The sequence below is a fragment of the Pseudomonas sp. zbq_18 genome, assembly GCF_043102245.1.
GTDB lineage: Bacteria > Pseudomonadota > Gammaproteobacteria > Pseudomonadales > Pseudomonadaceae > Aquipseudomonas.
In genome coordinates, this window is the sequence record NZ_JBICIT010000008.1 from 249,595 (window position 1) to 269,714 (window position 20,120).

A 20,120-nucleotide genomic window follows, 5' to 3' on the forward strand; every position below is an offset into this window, starting at 1 on the left:
GATACGCAGGCGTTTAGGACTGTACGGAGGTCTGACTTGGACAAGAACATGAAAATCCTCATCGTTGATGATTTTTCGACGATGCGACGGATCATCAAGAACCTCCTGCGCGATCTGGGGTTCACCAACACCGCCGAAGCTGACGATGGCGTAACGGCTCTGCCGATGCTGCAAAGTGGCAGTTTCGACTTCCTGGTGACCGACTGGAACATGCCCGGTATGACTGGGATCGATCTGCTGCGCGCTGTGCGTGCGGATGAACGCCTGAAAACCCTGCCGGTGCTGATGGTGACCGCCGAAGCCAAGCGCGACCAGATCATCGAAGCGGCCCAGGCCGGTGTAAACGGCTATGTGGTCAAGCCGTTCACGGCCCAGGTACTGAAGGAGAAGATCGAGAAGATCTTCGAACGAGTTAACGGCTGATGTTCGCCGCGAGGGCGCTATGGCAAACGATGATTCCTCTCTGGGCGAACTCGAGTCGACCCTGAAAGTCCATGCCACTCAGCTCGTCGAAAGCCTGGAAAAGGGCCGGTTCGGCGAGGCGGTGCAGCTGATCCATGAGCTCAACAAAGCGCGCGATCATGGTCTGTACCAAGAGGTCGGCAAGCTCACCCGCGAGTTGCACAACGCAATAGTCAACTTCCAGATCGACCCACGCATGCCGGAGGCCAAGGAGATCTCGCAGATCACCGATGCCACTGAACGGTTGTCCTATGTCGTGCAGATGACGGAGAAGGCGGCCAATCGCACGATGGATCTGGTCGAACAGAGTGCACCGCTGGTCAACGATCTCGGCGACGAGGCCAGAGATCTGTCCGCCGACTGGGGCAAGTTCATGCGCCGGGAAATGGGCGCCGATGCCTTCCGTGATCTAGCCAAGCGCATCGAGCTGTTCCTCGCCCGTAGCGAGCGCGACAGCCAGAAGCTGTCGGGCCAGCTCAACGATATTCTGTTGGCGCAGGACTATCAGGATCTGACCGGGCAGGTGATCAAGCGCGTGACGCAGCTGGTGACCGAGGTCGAGAGCAACCTGCTCAAACTGGTTCTGATGGCCAGCCACGTTGATCGTTTCGCCGGCATCCAGCATGACCATCAGCAGCTGCGTGCCGAGCAAGAACAACAAAAAGAGCCTTCCAAGGGTGAAGGTCCGCAGATTCATGCCGATAAGCGTGAAGACGTCGCCTCCAGTCAGGACGATGTTGACGATCTGCTATCCAGCCTTGGTTTTTAGGGCTCTAACAGAGCCTTTGGAGCGCACCGATGAGCTTCGACGCCGATGAAGAAATCCTCCAGGACTTCCTGGTAGAGGCCGGCGAAATTCTTGAGCAACTGTCCGAACAGCTGGTCGAGCTGGAGAGCCGCCCGGATGACATGGATCTGCTCAATGCGATCTTCCGCGGCTTTCACACCGTCAAAGGTGGCGCCGGATTTCTCCAGCTCAACGAGCTGGTCGAGTGCTGCCATATCGCGGAGAACGTCTTCGACATCCTGCGCAAGGGCGAGCGCCGCGTAAATGCGGAGCTGATGGATGTGGTGCTGCAGGCGCTGGATGCGGTAAACGAGATGTTCAGTCAGGTGCGTGAGCGTACTGAGCCAACGCCTGCATCTCCAGAACTGCTGGCGGCCCTGTCGCGGCTGGCTGAGCCTGAGAGCGCTGAGGAGCAGAGTGTCGAGCCCGAAGCGGAGCCTGAGGTGGAGGCTGAGGCAGAGGGCAGCGACATTACTGACAGTGAATTCGAGCAACTGCTCGATGCCATTGGTGAACAGCCTGCCGCCGAGAGCACCCCGACCGCTGCTGCGAGCGATGAAATCACTGACGACGAGTTCGAGGCATTACTCGACCAGCTGCATGGCAAAGGCAAGTTTGCTGAGCCTGTCGCGGAAACTCCTGTAGCGACAGCCCCTGCCGCTGCAGGTGGTGACGAGATCACTGATGATGAGTTTGAGGCGCTACTCGATCAGCTGCATGGCAAAGGCAAGTTTTCCGAGCCGGCTGCTGCTGCGCCTGCTGTCAGCGCGCCCGTTGCGCCGGCCTCTGGTGCTGGCGACAACATCACCGATGATGAATTCGAATCCCTGCTCGACGAGTTGCACGGCAAGGGCAAGTTCTCCGCGCCAGAGCCTGCCCAGGCTCCAGTAGCTGCTCCTGCGCCTGCGGCCAAACCTTCGGCAGCCGTTCCGGCCAAGAAGGTCGAGCCAGCCAAGCCTGCCGCGACAGCCAAGCCTGTTGCCAAGGCGGAGCCTGCCAAGTCGACTGCACCGGCTCCTGCTGCTGCCGCGCCTGCAGCCAGCGAAGCGGAAACCACAGTGCGGGTCGACACCGCGCGCCTGGACGAGATCATGAATATGGTCGGCGAACTGGTGCTGGTGCGTAACCGCCTGGTGCGCCTTGGCCTGAACAGTGGTGACGAGGCCATGGCCAAGGCCGTGTCCAATCTCGATGTGGTTACTGCGGATTTGCAGACTTCAGTGATGAAGACCCGCATGCAGCCAATCAAGAAGGTATTCGGTCGCTTCCCGCGCCTGGTTCGCGACCTGGCACGCAATCTGAAGAAAGAGATCAACCTGGAACTGATCGGCGAAGAGACCGACCTCGACAAAAACCTGGTCGAGGCCCTGGCCGATCCGCTGGTGCACTTGGTGCGTAACGCCGTCGATCACGGTATTGAAGGGCCGGACGAGCGCGAAGCGGCAGGCAAGGCCCGTGGTGGTAAGGTGGTTCTATCCGCTGAGCAGGAGGGCGACCACATCCTGCTGTCGATTTCCGATGACGGTAAGGGTATGGACCCGGAAATCCTCCGTGCCAAAGCGGTGGAGAAGGGGCTGCTGGACAAGGACGCCGCGGATCGCCTGAGCGAGAGCGAGTGCTACAACCTGATCTTCGCTCCCGGCTTCTCGACCAAGACCGAAATTTCCGATGTGTCCGGCCGTGGCGTCGGCATGGATGTGGTGAAAACCAAGATCTCCCAGCTCAACGGCATCATCAACGTGCATTCGGTTAAGGGCCAGGGCTCGAAGATCATCATCAAGGTGCCGCTGACCTTGGCGATCATGCCGACGCTGATGGTGATGCTGGGTACTCAGGCCTTCGCCTTCCCGCTGGTCAACGTCAACGAGATCTTCCATTTGGATCTGTCGCGCACCAATGTGGTCGATGGCCAGGAAGTGGTCATCGTGCGCGACAAGGCGCTGCCGCTGTTCTACCTCAAGCGTTGGCTGGTCAGTGGTGCTTCCAATGAGGAGCAGCGTGAGGGGCATGTGGTGATCCTCACGGTTGGTAGCCAGCGCATCGGTTTTGTCGTCGATCAACTGGTAGGGCAGGAAGAGGTGGTAATTAAGCCGCTCGGCAAGATGCTGCAGGGTACGCCCGGAATGTCCGGCGCGACCATCACCGGTGACGGTCGCATCGCCCTCATCCTCGACGTGCCCAGTATGCTCAAGCGCTACGCGCGTCGCCTCTGACCGAATTCCGACCGGCTGGGCCGGTCGCTCTGGAGTGTTTATGGCAGTCAAAGTCCTGGTGGTGGATGACTCCGGCTTCTTCCGCCGCCGGGTCTCGGAAATTCTTTCCGCCGACCCTGAAATCAAGGTGGTCGGTACCGCCACCAACGGCCGCGAAGCCATCGATCAGGCGCTGGCGCTCAAGCCTGACGTGATCACCATGGATTACGAGATGCCGATGATGGACGGCATCACTGCGGTGCGAAACATCATGCAGCGTTGTCCGACGCCGGTACTGATGTTCTCCTCGCTGACCCACGAGGGTGCTCGCGTCACCCTCGATGCGCTGGATGCCGGCGCGGTGGACTACCTGCCGAAGAATTTCGAGGACATCTCGCGCAATCCGGAGAAGGTCAAAGCCATGCTGTGCGAGAAGGTGCATACCATCGCACGCAGCAATCGCCGCTTCAGCACCTTCAGTCCGTCGCCTGCGGCCGCGCCAGCCTCGGCAGCAGCGCGCCCGGCAAGCCCTGCGTCGCCGGTGCCCACTACCCGTACCGGCACTGCCCCTGCCGTTCCGACTGGCAGTAGTGCGGCCCCAAAACGTAAAGCCTACCGGCTGGTCGCTATCGGTACCTCTACCGGTGGACCGGTAGCGCTGCAGCGGGTGCTGACTCAGCTGCCGGCCAATTTTCCAGCGCCCATCCTGCTGATCCAGCACATGCCAGCTGCCTTTACCAAGGCCTTCGCCGAGCGCCTGGATAAGCTGTGCCGCATTTCCGTCAAGGAAGCTGAAGACGGTGATGTGCTGCGTCCCGGCTTGGCTTTGCTGGCGCCGGGAGGCAAACAGATGATGGTCGACCCCCGCGGTGCGGTGCGCATTCTGCCGGGAGATGAGCGCCTGAATTACAAACCCTGTGTCGATATCACCTTCGGCTCGGCTGCCAAGTCGTTCGGCGACAAGGTATTGGCGGTCGTGCTGACCGGCATGGGTGCCGATGGTCGCGAGGGCGCGCGCCTGCTCAAGCAGGGTGGGGCTCAGGTCTGGGCGCAGGATGAGGCCAGTTGTGTGATCTATGGCATGCCGATGGCGGTGGTGAAGGCCAACCTGGCCGATGCGGTGTATAGCCTGGACGATATTGGCCGGCATCTGGCCGAGGTCTGCGTCTGATGGATGTACTCAGCCTCATTGGCGTGATCCTGGCATTTGTCGCCATCATTGGTGGCAACTACCTGGAGGGCGGCCACGCGGGCGCCTTGCTCAATGGGCCGGCGGCGCTGATTGTCATTGGCGGCACCCTGGGGGCTGCTTTTCTCCAGGCGCCCATGAATGTGTTCAAGCGCTCGCTGGCGATTCTGCGCTGGATCCTTTTCCCTCCACATATCGATCTGGCCGGCGGTATCAACCGCGTGGTCGGCTGGAGCATGAGTGCGCGCAAGGAGGGGCTGCTCGGGCTGGAGCCCGTGGCCGATGCAGAGCCCGACCCCTATGCGCGCAAAGGCCTGCAGCTGCTGGTTGACGGCACCGAGCCGGAGGCTATTCGCAGCATCCTCGAGGTCGATCTTTACACCCAGGAGGCGCGGGATATCCAGGCGGCCAAGGTCTACGAGAGCATGGGCGGTTATGCGCCGACCATCGGTATCATCGGCGCGGTGATGGGGCTGATTCACGTAATGGGTAACCTGGCTGACCCTAGCAAGTTGGGCAGCGGTATTGCTGTGGCCTTCGTCGCGACCATTTACGGCGTGGCTTTTGCCAACCTCCTCTTGCTACCGGTGGGCAACAAGCTCAAGGCTATCGCCATGCGTCAGTCGCGTTACCGAGAAATGCTGCTGGAGGGCATTCTTTCCATCGCCGAGGGTGAGAACCCGCGCTCCATCGAGCTGAAGCTGCAAGGCTTCATGGATTGACCTCATGCCTCGGCGCCGTCATCACGAAGAGCATGAGAATCACGAGCGTTGGTTGGTTTCCTACGCGGACTTCATCACCCTGCTTTTCGCTTTCTTCGTGGTGATGTATTCGATCTCCTCAATTAACGAGGGCAAGTACAAAGTGCTCTCGGAAAGCCTGGTAGGCGTGTTCAGTGAACCTGAGCGAGCGATAAAACCCATACCTATTGGCGATGAGCGGCCGCGTACCACCGAGCCGGACCGCTCGATGATCGAGGACACCCCCAATAGCAGTAGCAGTGCGGAGCCGAGCGACCCGTTGCAAGAGATTGCCGCGAGCATGCGCGATGCCTTTGGCGATCTCATAGCCGCCGAGCAGCTGACCGTGCGCGGCAATGAGTTGTGGGTGGAGATCGAGCTGAATTCGAGCCTGCTGTTCCCCAGCGGCGACGCTATCCCCAACGAGATGGCCTTTATCCTGATCGAGAAGGTAGCCAAGATCCTTGCGCCTTATGAAAACCCTGTGCATGTAGAGGGTTTTACCGACAATCTGCCGATCAATACGACGCAGTTTCCTAGCAACTGGGAACTGTCGGCGGCGCGGGCCGCGAGCATCGTACGCATGTTGGCAATGGATGGCGTCAGAGAAGGACGTCTGGCGGCTGTCGGGTATGGCGAATTTCAGCCGGTGGCGGACAATGCGACTGCCGAGGGCAGGGCGCGCAATCGACGGGTCGTACTGGTGATCTCGCGCAACCTGGATGTGCGACGTAGCATCAGTGGTGTGGGGGCGGGCAATGCCCGGCCGGATGCCGCGCTGCAGCGCGCTGGCACGCAATCTGCACCGACCTCCTCTGTAGTGACACCTCCGACTGGTGGTGCCAATAATTCGACGCCTTCACCATGAGGCACCATCCCATTCTCGGTTGGGCGACGGCCATGCCGGGAGGACGAGAACGATGAAAGTCTGGGCAGTAGCCAATCAGAAAGGCGGGGTCGGCAAGACCACCACATCCATTGCTCTGGCGGGCCTGCTGGCGGATGCCGGCAAGCGAGTCGTAGTGGTCGATCTGGACCCCCATGGCTCGATGACCAGCTATTTCGGGCACGATCCGGATACGCTGGAGCACAGCACCTTCGACCTGTTCCTGCATCAGGGAGGTGTGCCGAGCGGGTTGCCGGCCACCCTGCTGCGTTCCACTAGCCATGAAAATATTTCCTTGCTGCCGTCCAGCACCGCTTTGGCTACGCTGGAGCGCCAATCGCCGGGGCAAAGCGGCCTGGGTTTGGTGATCGCCAAGACCTTGGCGCAGCTGTGGGATAAGTTTGACCACGCCATCATCGACAGCCCCCCGCTACTTGGCGTGCTGATGGTCAATGCGCTGGCTGCCAGCCAGCAGCTGGTTATCCCTGTGCAGACCGAGTTTCTGGCGGTCAAAGGCTTGGAGCGCATGGTCAGTACCCTGGCTATGATTAACCGCTCGCGCAAGCAGGCCTTGCCCTATGTGATAGTACCCACGCTGTTCGACCGGCGTACCCAGGCTTCTCTGAGTACGCTGCGGGTGTTGCGTAACAGCTATCCGGATCACCTCTGGCAGGCCTATGTGCCGGTGGACACGCGCCTGCGTGATGCCAGTCGTGCCGGTTTGACGCCATCCCAGTTCGATGCCAACAGTCGCGGTGTGATTGCTTACCGCGCGTTGCTCAAACACCTGCTGGCAGCACAGCCTGCCTCTCAGGTAGCCTGACGTGGCGACTATGCTGAACAAGGTGAGTTCAAGTCCGCGCGCCTAGCTGCCGATAGTCTGTACATGCCTTTATTCTGGATCACTCTATGAGTCGCATAGCTACTCCCTCAAACCGCTCACAACAGGCCCTGCAGTCCTATCTGGATGCCCTGTTGCAGGAGGCGGCTGTCGAGCTGGAGCAGAGCGAAGGCCTCGACGATTTCGAGGCAGCGGTGCTGGAGGAACAGATCCGCGATGCTCGCCGCGAGGAGCCTGTGTCCGTGCTGGCCAAGCCGTTTGCTGTGGCTGAGCCGCCGCCGCAGATACTGCCGACCATCGGGCTCAAGCTGGCTGAGTTGCGTATGCCGGAAGTGCCGGTTGAGCCTATTGTCGAGCCGGTTCAGGAAGTCGCTCTACAGGAAGCTATCCAGCCTGCGGTTGCGGATCTGGACGGTCGACCAAGTTGGGCCGATGAGCCATTCGAGTGCTTGTTGTTCGATGTGGCGGGGTTGACCCTGGCAGTGCCGCTGGTTTGCCTGGGTTCGATCTATCCGCTGGATGGCGCCGAATTAACGCCTCTGTTTGGCCAGCCCGATTGGTTTCTGGGCATCCTGCCGTGCCAGGCAGGCAACCTCAAGGTGCTCGACACGGCGCGCTGGGTCATGCCTGAGCGCTACCGCGACGATTTCCGCGAAGGGCTGCAGTACGTGATCTCGGTTGAGGGGTTCGAGTGGGGCCTGGCCGTGCATCAGGTAAGCCGCTCCATCCGACTGGATCCCAGCGAAATCAAGTGGCGCAGCCAGCGCTCGCAGCGCCCTTGGCTTGCAGGTACGGTAATCGAACACATGTGCGCGTTGCTGGATGTTTCGGCCTTGGCCGGGATGATCGCCAGTGGCGCCACGCGCAACGGGAGCGCTGGCCCGCACTGATTGCTGGCAAGGGCTCTATAGTTAACGACAAGCGGGCCAACCCGCAAACGCCGCCAGAGCGGCCATCAGACCGAGGCTAGGGACATGAAGAAATCGTCAGCGCAAGGTTCCGAAGATCCAATTCTGCAGTGGGTGACCTTCCGCCTGGATAACGAAACCTATGGCATCAACGTGATGCAGGTGCAGGAAGTCCTGCGTTACACCGAGATCGCGCCGGTTCCCGGTGCGCCAGCCTATGTGCTCGGCATCATCAACCTGCGTGGCAATGTGGTGACGGTCATCGACACTCGCCAACGTTTCGGTTTGTCGCCGGCACCGGTGACAGACAATACCCGCATCGTCATCATCGAGGCGGACAAGCAGGTAGTCGGCATCCTGGTCGACAGCGTTGCCGAAGTGGTTTATCTGCGCCAGTCCGAAGTGGAAACCGCGCCGAACGTTGGTAATGACGAGTCTGCCAAGTTCATTCAAGGCGTGTGCAACAAGAATGGCGAGCTGCTGATTCTGGTCGAGCTGGACAAGATGATGACCGAGGAAGAGTGGTCCGAGCTGGAGAGTATCTGACTCATGCTGGAGATCGCGCTGGCCGTGCTGACGCTGTTCTGCGTGCTGCTCGCAGTCGCCTGTTATCAGTTGTCACTGAAGCTACGACAGCAGGCTGATATGCAGAAGGAGCGCGATGCCATGCGCGATCAGCGGCTGAAGGAGCTAAGCAAGCGCCTGGATGCCTACCTGACCGGTAGCATTCGCATGGGTGAGGAGCTGCATGAGTTGCGTAGGGTAGTAGCTCCGCTACCGGACAAGCTGACCCAGATCGAGCAGCGCGACCCTACCAGTCTGTCCTTCACGCAGGCAGCGCGGCTGGTCGGAATGGGCGCCAGTGCCGACGATTTAACCCAGTCGTGCGGCCTCAGTCAGGCCGAAGCGGAGTTGGTCAGCCGCCTGCACAAGGCGCAGAAGCAGCGCTCCTGAATTAGCCAAGCCGCTGGCTCCAGGCTTCTTGCGCACGGCTGAAGGCATTTTCACGGGGCTCGCCCAGTGCGCGAAAGGCCAAGGCCAGGGTGCTGAGTACGGCCAGGCGGCCGTAGCTGTCTTCCACCTCTCCATTCCAGAAGGCCAGCAAGAATGCTGGCTCCAGGCTTTCCGGCTTGATGTGGCGCTGTCCGGAGAGTGCCGGCCATTCCTCATCCCAGTTGCTGCCGTTCTCGCTGCCAAAGAGATGGCAGGCGCCGTCAGGGTTTACTTCGATCTCTCCGCCTTCCCCTTTGATGACCACGACGCGGTCACCCAGCAGCTGGCTGGCCTCGCGGTGCACTGCCTGGTAGCCAGGGTGGAAGATGCTCTGCAGGCCGACAGTCGCGCCCAGTGGGTTGAGAATGCGTGCCAGCGAGTGGATGGGCGAGCGCAAACCGAGGGTATTGCGCAGGTCAATCATGCGCTGCAGCTGAGGCGCCCAGGCGCCCAGCGGAGTAAAAGCCAGGTTGTGGGTGTCGAGCGCCTTGGCCACTGCCGGCCAGTTATGGCAGAGCGGAATTTCCAGGCCATCGAGCAGCTGTTCGCTATACAGGCGGCCAGCGGTATGGGCTCCACCGCCGTGAATCAGGATGCGCAGGCCGCTGCGTGCCAGTGCCTTGATGGCCAGCAGGAACCAGGGTAGATGTCGCTTCTTACCGGCGTAGGTCGGCCAATCGATGTCCACGGCGATGGCTGGGGCCTGCAGGCGCGCACGAATGGCTTCGGTGAAGCCGGCGAGCTCTTCGGCACTTTCTTCCTTGTGTCGCAGCAGCATCAGGAAAGCGCCTAGTTGGGTGTCTTCGACCTTGCCGTCCAGCAGCATGCCCATGGCCTCGCGAGCTTCCTCTCGGGTCATGTTGCGGGCGCCGCGCTTGCCTTTGCCGAGAATGCGCACGAACTGGGCGAAGGGGTGTTCCGGTGGGGCGACAAGGTTCATGGCGTGCTCAGAGGCAATTCGTGGGTTTGGGTAGACCGGCGAGCTTGGCGGCGAGCTTGGCGGGCGTGCCGTTGAAGAGGCGATTCAGGTGCAGGCTATTACCTGTCTCAGGGCCAAGCTTCAAGGTTGCGTACTTGATCAGCGGCCTGGTGGCGGGCGATAGCTGGAATTCGGCATAGAACTCGCGCAGCAACTCGATGATGGCCCAGTGCTCAGGGGTCAGCACAAGCTCCTCGCGAGCAGCCAAGGCATAAGCCACGCTGGGCGACCAGTCTTTCAGCTCGACCAGATAGCCGTCCTTGTCCAGGGCAATGTCTTTTCCTTCGACTTGAAGCGTGTTCATAGCCAGCTGTTGACCTTGGCGTATTGGCCGCAGAGTTCGACGAAAGTGGGGTAGTCGATAGCCTGTGCACGCTCGGGCAGGAGGAGGGCGCGTGCCGCAAGATCCTCCGCCAATGCGTATATAGCGATAGAGGCGGGCATCAACTCAAGAGCCTGCAGTTGTGCAGTGCCGGGCTGCAGGGCATATACCGCGTCGCCGCACAGCAGCACGCCGTCTTCCGGACCTAGCAGGCGTAGGCAGCTGCTCAGGCGGCTATCGCTGAACGGGGAATGGGAAAGCAGGTGCAGAGTGGCCATCAGATGGTTACCAGCATGTCGTAACGGTCGAGTAGCAGGTTCAGCGCGGCGTCGTCCAGGCGCTCCACCGGCAGTGTGAGCTGTGCATCGCCAAGACCGCGCTCATTCAGGCTGCGTTCTGCGGCGTAGAGCGAGTCGACGCCAAACAGGGGTAGTGCCTGCAGGTTGGCGCTCAGATCCTTCTGTTCCAGAGTCAGAGGCTGCTGATTGGGCGCCAGTTGGAATACGCCATCGTCGAGAAACAGCAGGCCGATGGGCAGGTCGTAGGCCCCGCCTGCCAACGCGATATCCAGGGCCTCGCGTGCCGCCGGTCCCGACCAGGGGGCCTGGCGGGTGATGATCAGCATCGACTTGCTCATCACTGGCCTCCGAAGCTGATCAGACGGTCGGCCATTTGTGCGGCTTCATGTAGCTGTCCTAAACCGGAGAGCTCCCACGGGGCTTCCAGATTGGCTGCCGGCTTGCGATGGCGTTGTGCCTCGTCGCGGCTGAGCACCCCGCGGCGCAGGGCGGCAGCGATGCACACTACGGCGTCGAGTTGATGGGTTTGCACAAACTCCCGCCATTCGCGTGGTAGATCGACTTCGTCCTGGGGACTGACCGGGTTGCTGGCCGCGCTATGCACGCCGTCCTGATAGAAAAACAACCGCGTGATCTGATGTCCTCCCGCCAGCGCGGCTTGTGCAAAGCGCAGGGCTCGGCGTGAGGATGGTGCGTGGCCTGGGGCGAACAGAGCGATGGCGAATCTCATGGATCTTCCGGGTGTCGATACTCACGCCATGATAAACGCTGACAGTTGTGTAAACACGAAAAAGCCCGCCGAAGCGGGCTCTAACGTAGCGGTTGGCAATTAGTCGTCGCTGCCCATGATGCCGAAGATTTGCAGCAGGCTGATGAACAGGTTGTAGATCGACACATACAGGCTGATGGTGGCCATCACGTAGTTACGCTCGCCGCCATGGATGATGGCGCTGGTCTGGAACAGGATGCAGGCTGAGGAGAACAGTACGAAACCAGCGCTGATAGCCAGTTGCAGGCCGCTGATTTCGAAGAACAGGCCCGCGATCATGGCCCCCAACAGTACGAAGAAGCCTGCGGTAATGAAGCCTGCGAGGAAGCTCATGTCCTTGCGGGTGGTCAGTACGTAAGCGGACAGGCCGAAGAATACGAGGGCGGTCATGGCGAACGCGGAACTGATGATGTCGCCGCCGTTGGCCATACCCAGGTAGCTATTTAGAATCGGGCCAAGGGTGTAGCCCATGAAGCCCGTCAGGGCGAACGTGGTCAGCAGGCCCCAACCGGAGTTACGTAGTTTCATGGTGGCGAAGAACAGGCCGTAGAAACCAACCAGGGTGATGATGAGGCCTGGGTGCGGCAGATTCAGTTGGGCGCTGAAAAAGGCGCAGATGGCACTGAATACCAGGGTCATTGCCAGCAGGCTGTAGGTGTTGCGCAGCACCTTGCTGATTTCCAGCTGATCCGCTTGCGCGTGGGCGAGGGCGTAGTCTTGCTCGTGCATGGTGGCGCTCCTGATTGACGAGATGGAATCCGTAATGCGTTGCCCGGATCATAACAGAGCCTTTTCACCTGCCAACGCCGAGAGTTTGACAGTGTGTTGCGTTCCGGTAGTATGGCGACCCGCGAATGCGGAGGTGTGGCCGAGTGGTTTAAGGCAACGGTCTTGAAAACCGTCGATGGGAAACTATCCGTGAGTTCGAATCTCACCGCCTCCGCCATATTCTGCGCCTGAGGGTCGCCGCCAAGTACGGTTTTCTGGCGTTTGCTTTCTGACGAATATGCGCCAAGCTTGGTTCGTTGAAGCAAGTTGCGGCAGTTTGGTTCAGCGAGGTGTCGCTTGATTAAGGTGCTGGTGGTCGACGACCACGATCTGGTTCGTACAGGCATTACCCGCATGCTGGCCGATATCGACGGTCTGCAGGTGATCGGGCAGGCTGACTCCGGCGAGGAAGCCCTGCTGAAAGTTCGCGAGCTCAAGCCTGATGTCGTGCTGATGGACGTCAAAATGCCTGGCATCGGCGGCCTTGAAGCGACTCGCAAGCTGCTGCGTAGCCACCCGGATCTTAAAGTCGTCGCGGTCACCGCCTGTGATGACGACCTTTTCCCCACGCGATTGTTACAGGCGGGTGCTGCGGGCTATCTGACCAAAGGCGCTGCGCTGGAGGAAATGGTGCAGGCTGTACGCATGGCCTTTGCCGGTCAGCGCTATCTCAGCCCGCAGATTGCCCAGCAATTGGCGCTCAAGTCCTTCCAGCCAAACGGTGGTGGCTCACCATTCGATCAGCTCTCCGAGCGGGAAATTCAGATCGCTTTGATGATTGCCAACTGCCAGAAGGTACAGGTCATCTCCGACAAGCTGTGCTTGTCTCCTAAAACGGTGAACACCTACCGTTATCGCATCTACGAGAAACTCGCGATCACCAGTGATGTGGAGTTGGCTCTGCTGGCTGTGCGTCATGGCATGGTCGACGCTGCAGGCTAAACGCTGTCTTGGCAGTAGACTGTAGCCCTACCTCGTAACGATGCGTTTCTGATGAGTTTCAGCGAAGAGTCTCCTTTATTCGATTCCAGCGCCTTCCTGGCCACCTGTAGTGGTAGGCCGGGTGTGTATCGGATGTTCGACGAGGCCGGCAAGCTGCTGTATGTGGGCAAGGCGTCCAATCTGAAAAAGCGCCTGGCCAGTTATTTCCGTAAGACCGGCCTGGCGCCGAAGACGGCGGCTTTGGTAGCGCGGATTGCCCAGGTCGAGACCACCATCGTTGCCAACGAGACTGAGGCTTTGCTGCTTGAGCAGACCCTTATCAAGGAATGGCGACCGCCTTACAACATCCTGCTGCGCGACGATAAGTCCTATCCCTATGTGCTGCTGTCCAGTGGCGAATATCCACGGTTAGGCATTCATCGTGGCGCGAAGAAGGAGAAGGGCCGCTATTTCGGGCCTTACCCCAGTGCTGGTGCCATTCGTGAGAGCTTGGCGTTGCTGCAGAAGACCTTTCTGGTGCGCCAGTGTGAGGACAGCTATTTCAAGAACCGTACGCGGCCTTGCCTGCAGTATCAGATCAAACGCTGCAAGGCGCCCTGCGTCGGTCTGGTCGAGCCTGCCGAGTATGCCGAGGATGTGCGTCACTCAGTGATGTTCCTCGAGGGGCGCAGTAATGCTCTTGCCGATGAGCTCTCTGCGGCAATGGAGAAGGCCTCCATGGCCTTGGAGTTCGAGCGTGCCGCCGAGCTGCGCGACCAGGTTGCGTTGCTGCGGCGTGTGCAGGATCAGCAGAGCATGGAGGGCGGCAATGGCAACGTCGATGTTGTGGCATCTATGGTCAACCCGGGTGGGGCCTGTGTGCATCTGATCAGCGTGCGCGGAGGACGTGTGCTGGGCAGCAAGAACTTCTTTCCGCAAGTCGGTATCGAGGAGGATGGCGGGAGTGTTCTGGCAGCCTTCCTGGCGCAGTACTACCTGGCCAATCAGGAGCGCGAGCTGCCGGGCGAGCTGATTGTCAATCACGCCCATGAAGATCTCTCGACGGTCGCGGCAGCCATAGCCGAGCTGCGTGGTTGCGATGTGACCATTACCCACCGGGTGCGGGGTACACGGGCGCGCTGGCAGCAGCTGGCTGTCACCAATGCCGAGCAGGCGCTTGGCGCACGATTAGCCAATAGACAGCACGTGGCGGCGCGCTTCGACGCGCTGGCCGAAGCACTGGATCTGGCTGAAGTGCCTCAGCGCCTGGAGTGCTATGACATCAGTCATTCCAGTGGTGAGGCTACTGTGGCCTCTTGTGTGGTATTCGGTCCGGAGGGGCCGCTGAAGAGCGACTACCGCCGCTTCAATATCGAAGGCGTCACGGCGGGTGATGATTACGCGGCCATGCATCAGGCCTTGCTACGACGTTTCGGTCGGATCAAGGAGGGCGAGGGCAAATTACCCGACATTCTCTTGGTAGATGGTGGCAAGGGGCAGATGGCTATGGCTCGTGATGTTCTGCAGGAGCTGGCGGTGCCTGATCTGATCCTTCTGGGAGTGGCCAAGGGCGTCACGCGTAAGCCGGGCCTGGAAACGCTCTACCTGAACGACGCCGAGCACGAGTTCACGCTGCCGGCTGACTCGCCAGCCCTACACTTAATCCAGCAGATTCGTGATGAAGCCCACCGCTTTGCCATCACCGGACACCGCGCGCGCCGCGGTAAGGCTCGGCGCACCTCCAGCCTGGAGGAGGTGGCAGGTGTGGGGCCGAAACGCCGACGCGATTTGCTCAAGCACTTCGGCGGGCTTCAGGAGCTCAATCGCGCCAGCGTCGATGAAATTGCCAAAGCACCGGGCATCAGTAAAAAGCTCGCGGAGTCGATTTATGCAGTACTGCACAGCGAGTAGAATGCGCGCTTATCTCGCTGGTCAGTGGTTCCGATGAACATCCCAAACCTGCTCACCGTTCTGCGCGTCGCTCTGATACCTGTTTTTATCCTCTTCTTCTATCTGCCGCTTTCCTGGAGTTATTGGGCGGCCAGCGGTGTGTTTGCTCTGGCTGCGGTGACGGACTGGTTCGATGGCTATCTGGCCCGCCGCTGGGAACAGAGCACCCCATTTGGCGCTTTCCTGGACCCGGTCGCGGATAAACTGATGGTCGCCGTGGCCCTTGTGCTGCTAGTGGAGGAGCACGCCAATCTCTGGCTGACCTTGCCTGCGGTGATCATTATTGGTCGTGAAATCGTGGTTTCGGCGTTGCGGGAGTGGATGGCGGAGCTGGGGGCTCGAGCGCAGGTGGCGGTTTCGAACCTGGGCAAATGGAAAACCGCTGCGCAAATGCTGGCGCTGATCATCCTGTTGGCCAACCCATCTCAACTGACGCTGTGGGTCGGCATCGGTTATGCCCTGCTTCTGGTGTCGGCCGCACTCACCCTGTGGTCGATGGTGCAGTACCTTCTGGCTGCCTGGCCGCACCTCAGCATCGATGCCCAAAAGAAATAAAGTATTTTCGAATCAAGGGGTTGACGCGGCGTTTTCAATCTATAGAATGGCGCCCGTCACTAAGACAACGCGGGAATAGCTCAGTTGGTAGAGCACGACCTTGCCAAGGTCGGGGTCGCGAGTTCGAGTCTCGTTTCCCGCTCCAGTTTTACGCGAGTCGCCAAGGCGGCTCGTTTGATTTAAGGCTGAGTTGCAGAGTGGTTATGCACCGGATTGCAAATCCGTGAACGCCGGTTCGATTCCGACCTCAGCCTCCAATAAAAAGCCCTGTAAATTAATGATTTACAGGGCTTTTTTATTGCTGCATAAAAAGCGCCAATGACTTGCCGGGGCTTAGAGCGGCGTATATAGTCCAGCCCCTTAGCACAGCGCTACCGCCCGAATGGCGAAATCGGTAGACGCAGGAGACTTAAAATCTCTCGACCGAAAGGTCGTCCCGGTTCAAGTCCGGGTTCGGGCACCATCTACTCTATCTCGCAGGCCCCGCAACGACGGCGCGTGCCATGAAACCCAAATCTAACCGGCCTTTGTGCCGGTTTTTTTATGGGTTTTTGGGGGAGGTGATGGTTTGGGGTTGGTGCCTCCTCTCGGGCGGATTTTCCTCTGGCTATAATCGGCCCTCCGTGACAAGGAGTGTGTATGCCCATCGACAAGGCTTATCTGTCGCATATGGCTGCGGTGGCGTGGTTCGTTATCTGTTGGCTGGGATATACCCGCTATGCCACCTGGAAGGCTCGTGATACGGCGTGCCTGGCCAGTGTGATGCATCTTTACCGTGAAGACTGGATGCGTCGTTTGCTGCTGCGCGATAACCGTATCGCCGATGCGAGTGTGATCGGCAATCTCGAGCGTAACGCTTCGTTTTTTGCTTCCAGTACCCTGATTATCCTCGCCGGTGTGTTGACCGTGCTGGGCTCATCGGATCGTGCCGTTTCTCTACTGCAGGATTTGCCACTGGTGCAGGTGGCCAGTCGTGAGCTGTCCGAGCTGAAACTGATTTGTCTGGCGATGGTGTTCGTTTACGCCTTCTTCACGTTCAGCTGGTGCATGCGGCAATACAACTTTGCTGCGGTGCTGGTGGGGTCTGCGCCATTGATTGGTGAGCGTGATGTGTCCGAGTTGGAGCGTAAAGCCTTCGCTACTCGTGCGGCGCGTGTGGTGTCGATGGCGGCCAATCAATTCAACTTGGGACTGCGAGCCTATTACTTTGGGCTGGCGACTCTGGGCTGGTTCATCAATCCCTGGTTTTTCATGTTGCTGACGACGGGAGTGGTGCTTGTGTTGTATCACCGCGAGTTCCATTCCGATGTGCTCAAGGTGATGGTGTATTCACAAACTGCCGCGGAGCCGGCTAAGGAGAAAAGCGAATGACTTTGCCGCTGTGGTGCTTGTTTTTCAGTGCGGTGCTGATTTTTCTAGCCAAGGCGCCGGTGGCCAAGGCAATGGCCGAGGAGGGCGGTGGGCGTTACGACAATCACCATCCGCGTGCTCAGCAGGCGCGGCTGACGGGATTCGGGGCGCGTGCCTTAGCAGCGCACCAGAACAGTTTCGAGGCGTTTCCACTATTCGCGGCCGGAGTATTGGTGGGGCATGTGACACAGACTCAGGGCAGTTTGATCGATACCTTGGCTGTGCTGTTCGTGGTGTCGCGCGTGCTCTACTTGCTGTTGTATTGGGCGGACATGGCCTGGCAGCGCAGTGTCGTCTGGGTGATTGGGTTGGCGTGTAGTCTGTTACTGCTGCTCAGCCCTGCGCTGGGCTGAACGAAGAAGGCCCGCATTTGCGGGCCTTCTTCGTGGTTACTGACCGTCGATGGCGTCTTTGGCTTCGTCGCCAGCTTCTTCCATGGCATTGGCGGCGTCTTCTGCGGCGTCTTCGATTTTCTCACCGGTGGTCGGCTCACGACCCAGGACTTCATCGGTTTTCTGTTTGAGTGCTTCACCGGTGTCTCGGGCGGCATCACCCATCGACTCTACTGCCTCGGCAGCGCTTTCCTTGGCGGACTCCATCTTGTCTTCCGGGGTTTCCTCGCACGCGGCCAGTGTCAGCATGGCAGCTAGCAACGCGGCATAGGTAATGGGCTTGCGCATAGTCGAATCTCCTTTCGGTGGCTTTCGAGGGCTATCCTCAAACAGAAGATGAGAGGGTGCTGTTCCGGTCAAAGTTCCGTTGATTTTGGTCGTGATGTTGGTGTGCTGCAACCAGCCCTGTCTGGCAGGTCTTGTGGGCGGTTATGATGCGCGCCTTTTGTCCGATCGTTTTGGGGATGGCATCTATGAGTGATAACCCTGTTCTAGAGCGTGCGCAGCGCTTTCTGGCAGCGCTGCGTCATTGCCAAGTGCTGGGGCTTGGCGTGCATGAGGCGACGCCGCGGGGCCTGACTCTACGCCTGCCCTACAGCGCGCAGATTATCGGTAACCCGGAGACTGGAGTGATTCACGGCGGTGCCATTACCACGCTGATGGACACGACTTGCGGTATTTCCACGGTTTGTGTGCTGCCGGAGTTCGAGATCTGTCCGACCTTGGATTTGCGTATTGACTACATGCGCCCCGCCGAGCCGCACAGGGATGTATATGGCTTTGCCGAGTGCTTCCGGGTGACCGAAAACGTGATCTTCACCCGTGGTTACGCCTATCAGGATGACCCCGCAGAGCCTATTGCCCACGTGGTGGGCGCTTTCATGCGGATGGGCAAGGGGGCTCAGGGTGGCAGTGAGCTGAAAAGCAATATCCAGGGAGGTGTGTGATGACAGCGCTCAATCTGAACGCCCTGGTGCGGGAAGCTCATGAGAAGGACGATTACGACGCGCTGATCAGCCTGATTCCCTATGCCAAGCTGATTGGTATCGAGTGTCTGCGTCTGGGGGACGACATGGTGTTCCGTCTGCCGGCTAGCCAGGAGAACATCGGCAACCCGATTCTGCCGGCACTGCATGGCGGGGTGATTGCCGGCTTCATGGAGCATGCAGCCATGCTGCATCTGTTGATGTTCATGGGTATTCCACATTTGCCGAAAATCATCGACTTCTCGATAGATTACCTGCGTGCCGGTCATTATCGTGACACCTATGCCCAGTGCCAGGTTTGGCGTCAGGGGCGGCGCGTGGCCAATGTCGCCATTACGGCCTGGCAAACCAACCAGACCGAACCCATTGCCACTGCGCGCGCCCATTTCAAGGTCGACGAACCCTGAGCGCAGGCGACTCGAATAATAATCAAGGAAACTTGAATGGATGCGTTGTTGATCCTCGGCGGTCTGTTGTTGATTTTGGCCGGGCTGGTCTGGTTGGTGATGCTGGCCTTTTCCACCAGTCTGCTGTGGGGCTGGGGTAGTCTGATTCCTCCCATTACCCTGGTTTATGTGCTGCGCCACTGGCGTACGGCGCGCAAGGCTCTGGTGGTGTCGGCTCTGGGGTGTATTCCTCTGGTTGTGGGGCTGGTGATGCTGGCCAGCCAGGATGCGGCACGTCTGGAGGCCATTCTCAGCCTGCGCTGGCTTAAAGAGGCACCTAAGCCGCCTGCCGAGCTGAATATTCGCCTTCATGGTGAGTTGAATGGTCAGCCGTTTTCGCCGCAGTACGCCGAATTGATCGATAACGTGCTGATCCTGCGTGAAGGGGAAGACTTCTTTGCTCGTCGCGAGGTGAAGATTCGTCTGCCGCAAGGCAGCAGCGGTGCGGTGCAACTGGATGTGCTGCCGGCTGATAGTGGGACGTTGCCGGAGGTGGAGATCAACTGGCTGCTGCCTGAGCAGGATTTGCCCGAGGCGCGGCGGTTGGACAAAGGCTATACCCTGCATCTGTCCCTGCAGCCTCTGCTGCCTAACAAGCTGCAGGGGGACTTCCACCTGGTGCTGCCTCCCTCGTTCAAAACCAGCCTGAGCGGCAGCCTGGAGCTGTTCTCTGACCGCCTGCGCTATCGTGATGGACGGGTGGATACGCGCTTCGACTCACGCGAAACGCTTGCACATGTTGTCGACGACTACCTGCAGCGGCGCTTCTCCACGCGCCTGGTGCAGTTGACTGAGTTGCCGGAAATAGCCTTTCCAGCCAAGCGCGTTCCGCTCGAGGTCGAGGCGCGGATCAATGGCGAGCCGCAGCAGCTCTCGCTGGTGCTGGAGAAGGAAGAGCTCGGCTGGCGCGTGAGCGGTGATCGTTACCCGGCGCTGTCGCCGGCTGCGCAGAATGCCACGCCCCTTGCGACCGCTCAGCCTAGGGACGTGGTGCCGGCGGCGGTGGAAGTTGCTCGCCCTAGCCTTGATCGGCGAGTGCGTTTCTCCTTGCCACGCCTGCAGCGCAATCCTGGCCAGTATCGCAACCTGCTGATGCGCGTAACGCGTAGCAGCGGCAGTTCTGTCGAGGGGCGGTTCGTGGGTATCGACAACGATGACAGCATCCGCCTGGCGCAACAGATGGGCGCTGGCGATGGTCAGGCGAGTTTCAGCTTCAAGCCTGAAGAAATCGCTCGTATCGAGCTGTTGGAGCCCTGATCCAGCAACTTTCCTGGGGCGGAAGTGATCGGGCTGATCGCCCAAGCTCTTGAAATATTTCTGGAAGT

At 59.7% G+C, this 20,120-nt stretch carries 25 protein-coding genes and 4 tRNA genes; 22 read left to right on the top strand and 7 right to left on the bottom strand.

Annotated elements, in window-relative coordinates; all coding sequences use genetic code 11:
* Positions 1 to 48: 48 nt before the first annotated feature.
* The 10 genes from ACF8C6_RS06600 (at position 49) to ACF8C6_RS06645 (ending at position 8,959) form a co-directional block, all read left to right on the top strand.
* On the top strand, positions 49 to 423 hold the full coding sequence (locus tag ACF8C6_RS06600) for a chemotaxis response regulator CheY (RefSeq protein ID WP_178091816.1): 375 nt from the start codon (positions 49 to 51) through the stop codon (positions 421 to 423).
* A gap of 19 nt (positions 424 to 442) precedes the next feature.
* Positions 443 to 1,231 (top strand): protein phosphatase CheZ, encoded by a 789-nt coding sequence (locus ACF8C6_RS06605; RefSeq protein WP_392498543.1) that lies wholly within the window; start codon positions 443 to 445, stop codon positions 1,229 to 1,231.
* Positions 1,232 to 1,260: 29 nt separating this feature from the next.
* Positions 1,261 to 3,462: a chemotaxis protein CheA gene (locus tag ACF8C6_RS06610; protein ID WP_392498544.1), complete on the top strand. Its 2,202-nt coding sequence runs from the start codon at positions 1,261 to 1,263 to the stop codon at positions 3,460 to 3,462.
* 40 nt (positions 3,463 to 3,502) lie between these two features.
* Entirely contained in the window at positions 3,503 to 4,612 is a 1,110-nt protein-coding gene (locus ACF8C6_RS06615; protein WP_392498545.1) for a chemotaxis response regulator protein-glutamate methylesterase, read from the top strand.
* Positions 4,612 to 5,352 carry a flagellar motor protein gene (locus ACF8C6_RS06620; protein WP_277688798.1) on the top strand — a complete coding sequence of 247 codons (741 nt, stop codon included), beginning with the start codon at positions 4,612 to 4,614 and terminating at the stop codon, positions 5,350 to 5,352. Before ACF8C6_RS06615 ends, ACF8C6_RS06620 begins: the two co-directional genes overlap by 1 nt.
* A gap of 4 nt (positions 5,353 to 5,356) precedes the next feature.
* Positions 5,357 to 6,238, top strand: coding sequence for a flagellar motor protein MotD (gene motD, locus ACF8C6_RS06625; protein WP_392498546.1), 882 nt, complete (start codon positions 5,357 to 5,359; stop codon positions 6,236 to 6,238).
* A gap of 52 nt (positions 6,239 to 6,290) precedes the next feature.
* Positions 6,291 to 7,079, top strand: coding sequence for a ParA family protein (locus ACF8C6_RS06630; protein WP_392498547.1), 789 nt, complete (start codon positions 6,291 to 6,293; stop codon positions 7,077 to 7,079).
* Positions 7,080 to 7,165: 86 nt separating this feature from the next.
* Positions 7,166 to 7,987 (top strand): CheW domain-containing protein, encoded by an 822-nt coding sequence (locus ACF8C6_RS06635; protein ID WP_392498548.1) that lies wholly within the window; start codon positions 7,166 to 7,168, stop codon positions 7,985 to 7,987.
* 84 nt (positions 7,988 to 8,071) lie between these two features.
* A complete protein-coding gene (locus ACF8C6_RS06640) occupies positions 8,072 to 8,551 on the top strand; it encodes a chemotaxis protein CheW (RefSeq protein ID WP_068830747.1) in 480 nt (159 codons plus the stop codon).
* 3 nt (positions 8,552 to 8,554) lie between these two features.
* Positions 8,555 to 8,959: a DUF2802 domain-containing protein gene (locus tag ACF8C6_RS06645; protein ID WP_392498549.1), complete on the top strand. Its 405-nt coding sequence runs from the start codon at positions 8,555 to 8,557 to the stop codon at positions 8,957 to 8,959.
* Position 8,960: 1 nt separating this feature from the next.
* Here ACF8C6_RS06645 and ACF8C6_RS06650 read toward each other — a convergent pair whose 3' ends face one another.
* The 6 genes from ACF8C6_RS06650 to ACF8C6_RS06675 all read right to left on the bottom strand — a co-directional run bounded on the left by ACF8C6_RS06650 (position 8,961) and on the right by ACF8C6_RS06675 (position 12,096).
* Positions 8,961 to 9,938 carry a glycosyl transferase family protein gene (locus ACF8C6_RS06650; protein WP_392498550.1) on the bottom strand — a complete coding sequence of 326 codons (978 nt, stop codon included), beginning with the start codon at positions 9,936 to 9,938 and terminating at the stop codon, positions 8,961 to 8,963.
* Positions 9,939 to 9,945: 7 nt separating this feature from the next.
* Positions 9,946 to 10,281, bottom strand: coding sequence for a TusE/DsrC/DsvC family sulfur relay protein (locus tag ACF8C6_RS06655; RefSeq protein ID WP_392498551.1), 336 nt, complete (start codon positions 10,279 to 10,281; stop codon positions 9,946 to 9,948).
* The gene (gene tusB / locus ACF8C6_RS06660) at positions 10,278 to 10,577 is read right to left on the bottom strand and encodes a sulfurtransferase complex subunit TusB (RefSeq protein WP_392498552.1); all 300 of its coding nucleotides are present in this window, start codon (positions 10,575 to 10,577) and stop codon (positions 10,278 to 10,280) included. The genes ACF8C6_RS06655 and tusB overlap by 4 nt, the downstream gene beginning before the upstream one ends.
* Entirely contained in the window at positions 10,577 to 10,936 is a 360-nt protein-coding gene (tusC, locus tag ACF8C6_RS06665) for a sulfurtransferase complex subunit TusC (RefSeq protein ID WP_392498553.1), read from the bottom strand. Before tusC ends, tusB begins: the two co-directional genes overlap by 1 nt.
* On the bottom strand, positions 10,936 to 11,328 hold the full coding sequence (gene tusD / locus ACF8C6_RS06670) for a sulfurtransferase complex subunit TusD (protein WP_392498554.1): 393 nt from the start codon (positions 11,326 to 11,328) through the stop codon (positions 10,936 to 10,938). Before tusD ends, tusC begins: the two co-directional genes overlap by 1 nt.
* 99 nt (positions 11,329 to 11,427) lie before the next feature.
* Complete coding sequence (locus ACF8C6_RS06675) at positions 11,428 to 12,096, bottom strand: Bax inhibitor-1/YccA family protein (RefSeq protein WP_392498555.1); 669 nt, start codon at positions 12,094 to 12,096, stop codon at positions 11,428 to 11,430.
* 129 nt (positions 12,097 to 12,225) lie between these two features.
* Between ACF8C6_RS06675 and ACF8C6_RS06680 the strand changes: the two genes are divergently transcribed.
* From ACF8C6_RS06680 to ACF8C6_RS06720, 9 genes are all read left to right on the top strand, one after another.
* A tRNA-Ser gene (locus ACF8C6_RS06680) sits at positions 12,226 to 12,313 on the top strand.
* Between the two features lie 119 nt (positions 12,314 to 12,432).
* A complete protein-coding gene (gene uvrY, locus ACF8C6_RS06685; protein ID WP_277688787.1) occupies positions 12,433 to 13,077 on the top strand; it encodes a UvrY/SirA/GacA family response regulator transcription factor in 645 nt (214 codons plus the stop codon).
* A gap of 51 nt (positions 13,078 to 13,128) precedes the next feature.
* Positions 13,129 to 14,967 (top strand): excinuclease ABC subunit UvrC, encoded by a 1,839-nt coding sequence (uvrC, locus tag ACF8C6_RS06690; RefSeq protein WP_392498556.1) that lies wholly within the window; start codon positions 13,129 to 13,131, stop codon positions 14,965 to 14,967.
* Between the two features lie 33 nt (positions 14,968 to 15,000).
* Entirely contained in the window at positions 15,001 to 15,561 is a 561-nt protein-coding gene (gene pgsA, locus ACF8C6_RS06695) for a CDP-diacylglycerol--glycerol-3-phosphate 3-phosphatidyltransferase (protein WP_392498557.1), read from the top strand.
* A 69-nt stretch (positions 15,562 to 15,630) separates the two neighbouring features.
* A tRNA-Gly gene (locus tag ACF8C6_RS06700) sits at positions 15,631 to 15,706 on the top strand.
* Between the two features lie 38 nt (positions 15,707 to 15,744).
* Positions 15,745 to 15,818: transfer RNA gene (locus tag ACF8C6_RS06705), tRNA-Cys, on the top strand.
* Positions 15,819 to 15,937: 119 nt separating this feature from the next.
* Positions 15,938 to 16,024 (top strand) — tRNA-Leu (locus tag ACF8C6_RS06710).
* 176 nt (positions 16,025 to 16,200) lie between these two features.
* Entirely contained in the window at positions 16,201 to 16,932 is a 732-nt protein-coding gene (locus tag ACF8C6_RS06715) for a DUF599 domain-containing protein (RefSeq protein ID WP_392498558.1), read from the top strand.
* Positions 16,929 to 17,324, top strand: coding sequence for an MAPEG family protein (locus ACF8C6_RS06720; RefSeq protein WP_392498559.1), 396 nt, complete (start codon positions 16,929 to 16,931; stop codon positions 17,322 to 17,324). The genes ACF8C6_RS06715 and ACF8C6_RS06720 overlap by 4 nt, the downstream gene beginning before the upstream one ends.
* 36 nt (positions 17,325 to 17,360) lie before the next feature.
* Here ACF8C6_RS06720 and ACF8C6_RS06725 read toward each other — a convergent pair whose 3' ends face one another.
* Positions 17,361 to 17,651, bottom strand: a complete 291-nt coding sequence (locus ACF8C6_RS06725) for a hypothetical protein (RefSeq protein WP_277688782.1) — start codon at positions 17,649 to 17,651, stop codon at positions 17,361 to 17,363.
* 185 nt (positions 17,652 to 17,836) lie between these two features.
* On the opposite strand from ACF8C6_RS06725, the gene ACF8C6_RS06730 reads away from it, so the two are divergent.
* From ACF8C6_RS06730 to ACF8C6_RS06740, 3 genes are read left to right on the top strand one after another with little or no spacing between them, the layout of a single operon-like run.
* Entirely contained in the window at positions 17,837 to 18,310 is a 474-nt protein-coding gene (locus ACF8C6_RS06730; RefSeq protein ID WP_277688781.1) for a PaaI family thioesterase, read from the top strand.
* Positions 18,310 to 18,756, top strand: coding sequence for a PaaI family thioesterase (locus ACF8C6_RS06735; RefSeq protein WP_392498560.1), 447 nt, complete (start codon positions 18,310 to 18,312; stop codon positions 18,754 to 18,756). Before ACF8C6_RS06730 ends, ACF8C6_RS06735 begins: the two co-directional genes overlap by 1 nt.
* A 36-nt stretch (positions 18,757 to 18,792) precedes the next feature.
* Positions 18,793 to 20,052 (top strand): MFS transporter, encoded by a 1,260-nt coding sequence (locus ACF8C6_RS06740; RefSeq protein WP_392498561.1) that lies wholly within the window; start codon positions 18,793 to 18,795, stop codon positions 20,050 to 20,052.
* The last annotated feature ends 68 nt before the right edge of the window (positions 20,053 to 20,120 follow it).

Excerpts from the sequence above, each read along its gene's own strand:
- ACF8C6_RS06600 (WP_178091816.1), top strand. The coding sequence starts at position 49 with ATGAAAATCCTCATCGTTGATGATTTTTCGACGATGCGACGGATCATC.
- ACF8C6_RS06605 (WP_392498543.1), top strand. The coding sequence starts at position 443 with ATGGCAAACGATGATTCCTCTCTGGGCGAACTCGAGTCGACCCTGAAA.
- ACF8C6_RS06610 (WP_392498544.1), top strand. The coding sequence starts at position 1,261 with ATGAGCTTCGACGCCGATGAAGAAATCCTCCAGGACTTCCTGGTAGAG.
- ACF8C6_RS06615 (WP_392498545.1), top strand. The coding sequence starts at position 3,503 with ATGGCAGTCAAAGTCCTGGTGGTGGATGACTCCGGCTTCTTCCGCCGC.
- ACF8C6_RS06620 (WP_277688798.1), top strand. The coding sequence starts at position 4,612 with ATGGATGTACTCAGCCTCATTGGCGTGATCCTGGCATTTGTCGCCATC.
- motD (WP_392498546.1), top strand. The coding sequence starts at position 5,357 with ATGCCTCGGCGCCGTCATCACGAAGAGCATGAGAATCACGAGCGTTGG.
- ACF8C6_RS06630 (WP_392498547.1), top strand. The coding sequence starts at position 6,291 with ATGAAAGTCTGGGCAGTAGCCAATCAGAAAGGCGGGGTCGGCAAGACC.
- ACF8C6_RS06635 (WP_392498548.1), top strand. The coding sequence starts at position 7,166 with ATGAGTCGCATAGCTACTCCCTCAAACCGCTCACAACAGGCCCTGCAG.
- ACF8C6_RS06640 (WP_068830747.1), top strand. The coding sequence starts at position 8,072 with ATGAAGAAATCGTCAGCGCAAGGTTCCGAAGATCCAATTCTGCAGTGG.
- ACF8C6_RS06645 (WP_392498549.1), top strand. The coding sequence starts at position 8,555 with ATGCTGGAGATCGCGCTGGCCGTGCTGACGCTGTTCTGCGTGCTGCTC.
- ACF8C6_RS06650 (WP_392498550.1), bottom strand. The coding sequence starts at position 9,938 with ATGAACCTTGTCGCCCCACCGGAACACCCCTTCGCCCAGTTCGTGCGC.
- ACF8C6_RS06655 (WP_392498551.1), bottom strand. The coding sequence starts at position 10,281 with ATGAACACGCTTCAAGTCGAAGGAAAAGACATTGCCCTGGACAAGGAC.
- tusB (WP_392498552.1), bottom strand. The coding sequence starts at position 10,577 with ATGGCCACTCTGCACCTGCTTTCCCATTCCCCGTTCAGCGATAGCCGC.
- tusC (WP_392498553.1), bottom strand. The coding sequence starts at position 10,936 with ATGAGCAAGTCGATGCTGATCATCACCCGCCAGGCCCCCTGGTCGGGA.
- tusD (WP_392498554.1), bottom strand. The coding sequence starts at position 11,328 with ATGAGATTCGCCATCGCTCTGTTCGCCCCAGGCCACGCACCATCCTCA.
- ACF8C6_RS06675 (WP_392498555.1), bottom strand. The coding sequence starts at position 12,096 with ATGCACGAGCAAGACTACGCCCTCGCCCACGCGCAAGCGGATCAGCTG.
- uvrC (WP_392498556.1), top strand. The coding sequence starts at position 13,129 with ATGAGTTTCAGCGAAGAGTCTCCTTTATTCGATTCCAGCGCCTTCCTG.
- pgsA (WP_392498557.1), top strand. The coding sequence starts at position 15,001 with ATGAACATCCCAAACCTGCTCACCGTTCTGCGCGTCGCTCTGATACCT.
- ACF8C6_RS06715 (WP_392498558.1), top strand. The coding sequence starts at position 16,201 with ATGCCCATCGACAAGGCTTATCTGTCGCATATGGCTGCGGTGGCGTGG.
- ACF8C6_RS06720 (WP_392498559.1), top strand. The coding sequence starts at position 16,929 with ATGACTTTGCCGCTGTGGTGCTTGTTTTTCAGTGCGGTGCTGATTTTT.
- ACF8C6_RS06725 (WP_277688782.1), bottom strand. The coding sequence starts at position 17,651 with ATGCGCAAGCCCATTACCTATGCCGCGTTGCTAGCTGCCATGCTGACA.
- ACF8C6_RS06730 (WP_277688781.1), top strand. The coding sequence starts at position 17,837 with ATGAGTGATAACCCTGTTCTAGAGCGTGCGCAGCGCTTTCTGGCAGCG.
- ACF8C6_RS06735 (WP_392498560.1), top strand. The coding sequence starts at position 18,310 with ATGACAGCGCTCAATCTGAACGCCCTGGTGCGGGAAGCTCATGAGAAG.
- ACF8C6_RS06740 (WP_392498561.1), top strand. The coding sequence starts at position 18,793 with ATGGATGCGTTGTTGATCCTCGGCGGTCTGTTGTTGATTTTGGCCGGG.